Genomic DNA, 6,526 nt, shown 5'->3' on the forward strand with positions numbered 1-6,526 from the left:
GGATGCCCCCTTGAAACGTCAACAGATTCTCACGTCGCGGTACGCTGCCGCGCGATCCCGGCGCCCCTCTCGCGGAGATTCCTAAGTCGTTGACGGCCAAGCGTAACTCCGCCTAGCATCGCGCCGCCCCTATGGACCTCAAGACCATCCTAGCTCCCATCGCCGACGACATGCGGCAGGTGGACGAGACGATACACGCCCGGCTGCGCTCGGAAGTCGCGCTCATCAGCGAAATCGGCCATTACATCACCTCGGCCGGCGGCAAGCGGCTGCGCCCGGCGCTCGTGCTGATGGCGGCGCGCGCGCTCGGCTGCAGGACCGACGAGCCGGTGCTGCACGCGGCGATGATCGAGTTCATCCACACCTCGACGCTGCTGCATGACGACGTCGTTGATGAATCCGGCCTGCGCCGCGGCCGCAAGACGGCCAATGCCGTGTGGGGTAACGCCGGCGCCGTGCTGTCCGGCGACTTCCTCTATTCGCGCGCCTTCCAGATGATGGTGGAGTCGCGGCGCATGCAGGTCATGGACGTCATGGCCAACGCCACCAATGCGATCGCCGAAGGCGAGGTCCTGCAGCTGCTGAACTGCGGAGACCCGGATACCGACGAGGCTCGCTATATGCGCGTGATTGAATTGAAGACCGCGCGACTGTTCGAAGCCGGCTGCCGTCTCGGCGCGATCGCTGCCGGGCAGGATGAAGGCGTGCAGCAGCAGCTGCACGACTACGGCCACCATCTGGGACTGGCTTTCCAGCTGGTTGACGACGTGCTCGATTACACCGCCGACGCCGCCGTCAGCGGTAAGAACGTCGGCACCGACCTCGCCGAAGGCAAGCCGACGCTGCCGCTGATCCATGCGATGAAGAACGGCAGCGCCGGGCAACGCTCGCTGATCCGGGATGCGATCGCGCATGGCCGGGACGACCAGCTCGCGGATGTGTTGAAAGCAGTTGAATCCACCGGAGCGATTCCTTACACTCGCGCCCTCGCTGAACGGCACGGCCGAAAAGCGATCGATTCGCTCGGTGATCTTCCCGACTCACCTCACAAAGCGGCGATGATCGAGTTGGCCCGGTTCAATACGAACCGCGCCGCCTGATCTGAAAGAACGGGGTGTAGCTCAGCTTGGTAGAGCGCTTGCTTCGGGAGCAAGAGGTCGCAGGTTCGAATCCTGTCACCCCGACCAGATGTTCGAAAAACCGCCTGCCAGGCGGTTTTTTTGTGCCTCGCGATTTCTGCGCGCCGGCCGCCTTCGCCTATTTTCGCGCCGTGCGTCCGTGGCGGTTCGCGCCGCGGCGAGGGTTGGCTCGGCCGCTGTTCGTGATGCTCTGGCGCCGAGCATGGCATCGCAGCAGGCAGACGACATCACGTTCGGCCTTGCGAGGGGCGCGATGCACATCGATGCAGGGCCCTGCTCCGGCTCATGCGGTGGCATGAACCGGGTAAAGATCGAGCGCGCGTCCTTGGCGCGGCTCAGCGCCGCGACATGGGCAACACGCGTTGCAGCCAGGGCGTGTGCTAGGGCGTGTCGAGCGCGAAGGCCTGGTGCATGTGACGCAAAGCCGAATTCGCGCGATGGCGGCGGACCTTTGCTACAGGCTCGGGCCGACGGTCGGCATGTGCAGCTGCTCGTAGCGTTCCTGGCAGCGCTCGCAGCGCTGCGCTGCGGGATTGGCTCGCAGCCGTGCCACGTCGATGCTCTTGCCGCAGTCTGCGCAGGCGCCGTAGCGGCCTTCCATCAGACGGTGGATGGCGGCTTCGACTTCGCGCATTTCGACGACATCGCGATGAATGTCGGCGAGATTGAGATCCGCAACCAGATCGGCAGTGGCCTCGTCGGCGAGGTCATGGGTTTCGCCTGCGGTGTCCTGATAGGTCTCCAGGTCCGCACGCGAGATCTCGCGGCGGATATCCATCCACAGGTCGCGATAACGCCGGCGGAGCTGGAGCATGAACGCGGCACGCTGTGCTTCGGCTAGAGCGGTGCTCATCGTCGGTTCCCGGTTTTTCGAATATGGGAGACAACGTAAACCAGGGATGGTGCGGTGGCGCTGACATGCATCAATGATCGAATGGATTCGGCGCTCCAGGCCTGCCGGGTGGTCCGCCAGCAGTTCAGGGACGTCGTTTGAATCTGGTTCGGGCGATGCTGTTCAATCGCTGCGCGCGGGCCTGGGAGCCAGGACCGCCGCTTGCGCGTAAGATCGAAATGCGTTGCATTAAGCCCGCTGGCGGTTGGTCAGGAGATCCGGATCAGATGAAGAGGATCAGAGGTCGCTGATGGAAAAGCTCGCGCTCGATGCTATTCGCGGCGCGGGTGTCGCGGGTTGGGAATACGTTCGGGCCGACGAACTGCCGACCGCGAGCGGCTGGCGTTTCCACGCCATGCCCGAGCTCAAGGCGCTGGTCGGATATGCCGAGCATGAAATCGGTGACAGTCCCGAGGACTGGCAGGCGCTCATCCTGGCCGACGATATTCCGGGCTTTCGTGCGGCCCTTGGTCGTTGCTTCTATGGACTGGCGGATCGCCTCGATATCCGCTTCCGTGTCCGCCACCGCGATGGACGGGTGTTGAGCGTGCGGCATGCCGGACATGTCGAGCGCAATGCCGACGGACGTCCGCGCCGCCTTTGCGGACTGACGTGGGACATCTCGCAAGACCTCGCTGGGCATGCGCGCGCCGACCTGATCGCTAGCGCGTTCGATTCAGCCATCGGCGGGGTGGCGATTTGCGATGCAGAGTTCAACGTCATCGAGGTGAATCGGGCCCTTTGTGAGATCAGCGGATGGGCCGAGGCACAGCTGCGCGGCGCTTCGCTATGCGAGTCGATTCTCGGTTCGGGCGGTGAGCCACACGCTGTGCGTGCCTGCAAGGTGGCGCGGCGCCGCGGAACGTGGATCGGTCAGCTGAAACTCAAGCGCCGCGACGGTTCTTCTTACCAAGCGGAGATTCGACTCAGCGCGATCTGCGACGCCGGCGGTGTGGCTACTCACTATGCAGCGGTGGTCTTCGATCTGCGCGCCATGAATCGAACTTTGGCCGGTGCGGCCGTCGAGCCGGTGCGGCGCGCCGATGCCGAGGCGCTGCTGCCGCGCCTCGAGTGGGCCATCAAGGAAGCCATCGCCATGCGCAATGGCCTTGCCGTCTTCATGCTGTCCATCGATCGTCTGATGTCGATGATCGAAACCTATGGCCGGGCGCGGATCGAGCGCATTCTTGAAGTGTGCGAGAGAAATCTGAAGGAGCTGAGCGACGACGTCGTGGTGGCCGCGCGGACCGATGGCGACCATTTCGTCGTCGCGATCTCCGATCTCATGGAGGAGCGCGCGGCGGCGGAGGCTTTTGCGCAGATCCAGCGCGCGTTCGACGAGGTGCAGATCGACGACAGGATCTTTCATCTTTCGGTCAGTGCGGGGGTTGCGGTCTTTCCGCTCGACGGCACCACAGCGGAGGTGCTCTTCCAGCGCGCGGGTGGTGCTCTGGAAGAGACGCTGCGCCGCGGGCGCGGCGGAGGACGACTGGAGATGTACAAGCCGCAGCTCAGTGACTACGCGTCGGATCGCGTCCATATCGAAGCGAGTCTGCGCAAATCGCTCAAGCTCGGCGCTTTCGAGTGTCATCTGCAGCCGAAAGTGCGGCTGGAGGATGGCCACTGGATCGGCGCGGAAGCCTTGATGCGCTGGCGGATCGGCGATACCTGGATCTCGCCGGCGCGCTTTATCCCGATCGCCGAGGAAAGCGGGCTGATCAAGGATATCGGCCGCTGGATCTTGTGGGAGGCCGTCTCGCTCGTCGCGCAGTGGCGACGCGACGGTCTCATCGGCGATCAGTTCAGGGTGGCTGTCAACCTTGCCGGCGCGCAACTTGAAGGGGAGTTGATGCGCACCGTTCGCGCCGTGCTGAACTACAACCAGCTGCCGGGCGACGCGCTGATGCTGGAGCTGACGGAGACCATCATCGTCAACGACCCGGATCGGGCGCATGCGCTGCTCGCGGAGTTGCGCAACCTCGGCGTCCGTATTGCATTGGACGATTTCGGGACCGGCTACACCTCGATGGGCCAGCTGCAGACTTTGCCGCTCGACGAGATCAAGGTGGATCGCTCGTTCGTGCGCGGCTTGCCAGCAGACGATGCTTCCTGTGCCATCGTGCGCTCGGTCGCGACCCTTGCCCAAGGGCTCAAGCTTGATGCGGTCGCCGAAGGCGTAGAGACCGAGGAGCAGCGTGCGGCCTTGATGAAGCTGGGATATCGCTATGGCCAAGGCTTTCTCTTCGCCAAGGCAATGGCACCTCATGAGTTCGAGAAGGGGCTGCGCGCGGCCCAGCTCAGCGCTGCAAGCCAGGGCCCGCTTCCCTCCGGCCGAAAGAAGCCGGAGTCGCAATAGCCGTTCAGCCATGAAGGGCTGCGTGCGCGGTGCTCGGCCGGGATGCCGATGAAGTTTCCTTCGCGTGATTTCGGCAGGAGCCGTGGAGTGGCCGCCATGGTCGCCCATTTCAGATGTCGAAGCGCGATCGCGGGGATTCGACCGCGAAACGCGGGAGCAAAAGGCCCCCGCAATGCGCAATGCCAGCGTCCTCCGTCGGTGAATTCCGGCTGAGAGCAGGTCGCTGGCGCTACGCGGTGCAAGGCGTGGACACTTTCTATCCGGAAAGAGTATATAAAATTACAATAAAGTCAAAGACTTAAAAAAAAATAGAAAAGAAAGCTTGCGGTACTCTCAAAAAACCCTATTATTCGCCTCCCCGCTGACCGGCGACGCAGTAACGAGACGCCGGGTTGGCCAGATCTTTAAGAACAAGCAAGTGATTTGTGTGGGTGCTCCCATGAGCGTGGCGAAGCCACGTGACATGAGAGTATCAACGTAGCCAAGTTAATTGAGTTACGAAGATGACTCTTCGACGCCGAAGACGTTTAGCCACGTCGAGGCGTAATTGGATCTAAGCTTTACACTTTAAAGTGGAGAGTTTGATCCTGGCTCAGATTGAACGCTGGCGGCATGCCTAACACATGCAAGTCGCGCGGGCAGTAGCAATACTGTTAGCGGCGGACGGGTGAGGAACACATAGGAATCTGCCTCAGAGCGGGGGATAGCCCAGGGAAACTTGGAGTAATACCGCATGATGTCGCAAGACCAAAGCTGGGGACCGCAAGGCCTAGCACTCTGAGAGGAGCCTATGTCTGATTAGCTAGTTGGTAGGGTAAAGGCCTACCAAGGCGACGATCAGTAACTGGTCTGAGAGGACGATCAGTCACACCGGAACTGAGACACGGTCCGGACTCCTACGGGAGGCAGCAGTGGGGAATATTGGACAATGGGCGCAAGCCTGATCCAGCAATGCCGCGTGTGTGAAGAAGGCCTTCGGGTTGTAAAGCACTTTAAGCAGGGAAGAAAAAACTCGGTCTAATACATCGAGTCTTGACGGTACCTGAAGAATAAGCACCGGCTAACTCTGTGCCAGCAGCCGCGGTAATACAGAGGGTGCTAGCGTTAATCGGATTTACTGGGCGTAAAGCGTGTGTAGGTGGTTATTCAAGTCAGTTGTGAAATCCCTGGGCTTAACCTGGGAACTGCTTCTGAGACTGAATGACTAGAGTACGGTAGAGGGTGGTGGAATTTCCGGTGTAGCGGTGAAATGCGTAGATATCGGAAGGAACATCAATGGCGAAGGCAGCCACCTGGGCCTGTACTGACACTGAGACACGAAAGCGTGGGGATCAAACAGGATTAGATACCCTGGTAGTCCACGCCGTAAACGATGAGAACTTGACGTCGGTTTGCTCTGCAAGTCGGTGTCGTAGCTAACGCGATAAGTTCTCCGCCTGGGGAGTACGGCCGCAAGGTTGAAACTCAAAGGAATTGACGGGGGCCCGCACAAGCGGTGGAGTATGTGGTTTAATTCGATGCAACGCGAAGAACCTTACCTGGGCTTGACATGCTAGGAATCCTGCAGAGATGTGGGAGTGCCCGCAAGGGAACCTAGACACAGGTGCTGCATGGCTGTCGTCAGCTCGTGTCGTGAGATGTTGGGTTAAGTCCCGCAACGAGCGCAACCCTTGCCCTTAGTTGCCACCATTTAGTTGAGCACTCTAAGGGGACCGCCAGTGACAAACTGGAGGAAGGTGGGGATGACGTCAAGTCATCATGGCCCTTATGCCCAGGGCTACACACGTACTACAATGGACAGTACAGAGGGTCGCCAAGCCGCAAGGTGGAGCTAATCCCAAAAAGCTGTTCGTAGTCCGGATCGAGGTCTGCAACTCGACCTCGTGAAGTCGGAATCGCTAGTAATCGCCGATCAGCATTTGCGGCGGTGAATACGTTCCCGGGCCTTGCACACACCGCCCGTCACACCATGGAAGTCTGTTGCACCAGAAGTAGGTAGTCTAACCGCAAGGGGGGCGCTTACCACGGTGTGGCCGATGACTGGGGTGAAGTCGTAACAAGGTAGCCGTAGGGGAACCTGCGGCTGGATCACCTCCTTTCAAGAATGCTTCCAAGCGCAATTGGGAGCGCCCACACAAG

The 6,526-nt window shown here is 60.8% G+C and carries 3 protein-coding genes, 1 tRNA gene and 1 rRNA gene; 4 read left to right on the top strand and 1 reads right to left on the bottom strand.

Features of this window, described 5'->3' with window-relative positions; all coding sequences use genetic code 11:
* The first annotated feature begins 131 nt into the window (after positions 1 to 131).
* Positions 132 to 1,100 carry a polyprenyl synthetase family protein gene (locus H149_RS0107690; RefSeq protein ID WP_020649168.1) on the top strand — a complete coding sequence of 323 codons (969 nt, stop codon included), beginning with the start codon at positions 132 to 134 and terminating at the stop codon, positions 1,098 to 1,100.
* Positions 1,101 to 1,110: 10 nt separating this feature from the next.
* Positions 1,111 to 1,187 (top strand) — tRNA-Pro (locus tag H149_RS0107695).
* 406 nt (positions 1,188 to 1,593) lie between these two features.
* On the opposite strand, the gene H149_RS0107700 is transcribed toward H149_RS0107695, so the two are convergent.
* Positions 1,594 to 1,992 (bottom strand): TraR/DksA family transcriptional regulator, encoded by a 399-nt coding sequence (locus H149_RS0107700; protein WP_020649169.1) that lies wholly within the window; start codon positions 1,990 to 1,992, stop codon positions 1,594 to 1,596.
* A gap of 289 nt (positions 1,993 to 2,281) precedes the next feature.
* Between H149_RS0107700 and H149_RS22655 the strand changes: the two genes are divergently transcribed.
* Positions 2,282 to 4,387, top strand: a complete 2,106-nt coding sequence (locus tag H149_RS22655; protein WP_083930872.1) for a putative bifunctional diguanylate cyclase/phosphodiesterase — start codon at positions 2,282 to 2,284, stop codon at positions 4,385 to 4,387.
* A 569-nt stretch (positions 4,388 to 4,956) separates the two neighbouring features.
* Positions 4,957 to 6,486 (top strand): 16S ribosomal RNA (locus H149_RS0107715).
* Positions 6,487 to 6,526 lie beyond the last annotated feature (40 nt).

Origin of the sequence: Solimonas variicoloris DSM 15731 (assembly GCF_000382285.1) — a bacterium.
Classification (GTDB): domain Bacteria; phylum Pseudomonadota; class Gammaproteobacteria; order Nevskiales; family Nevskiaceae; genus Solimonas; species Solimonas variicoloris.

What these genes read in the sequence shown, in the direction of transcription:
- H149_RS0107690 (WP_020649168.1), top strand. Translation starts at nt 132, where the DNA reads ATGGACCTCAAGACCATCCTAGCTCCCATCGCCGACGACATGCGGCAG.
- H149_RS0107700 (WP_020649169.1), bottom strand. Translation starts at nt 1,992, where the DNA reads ATGAGCACCGCTCTAGCCGAAGCACAGCGTGCCGCGTTCATGCTCCAG.
- H149_RS22655 (WP_083930872.1), top strand. Translation starts at nt 2,282, where the DNA reads ATGGAAAAGCTCGCGCTCGATGCTATTCGCGGCGCGGGTGTCGCGGGT.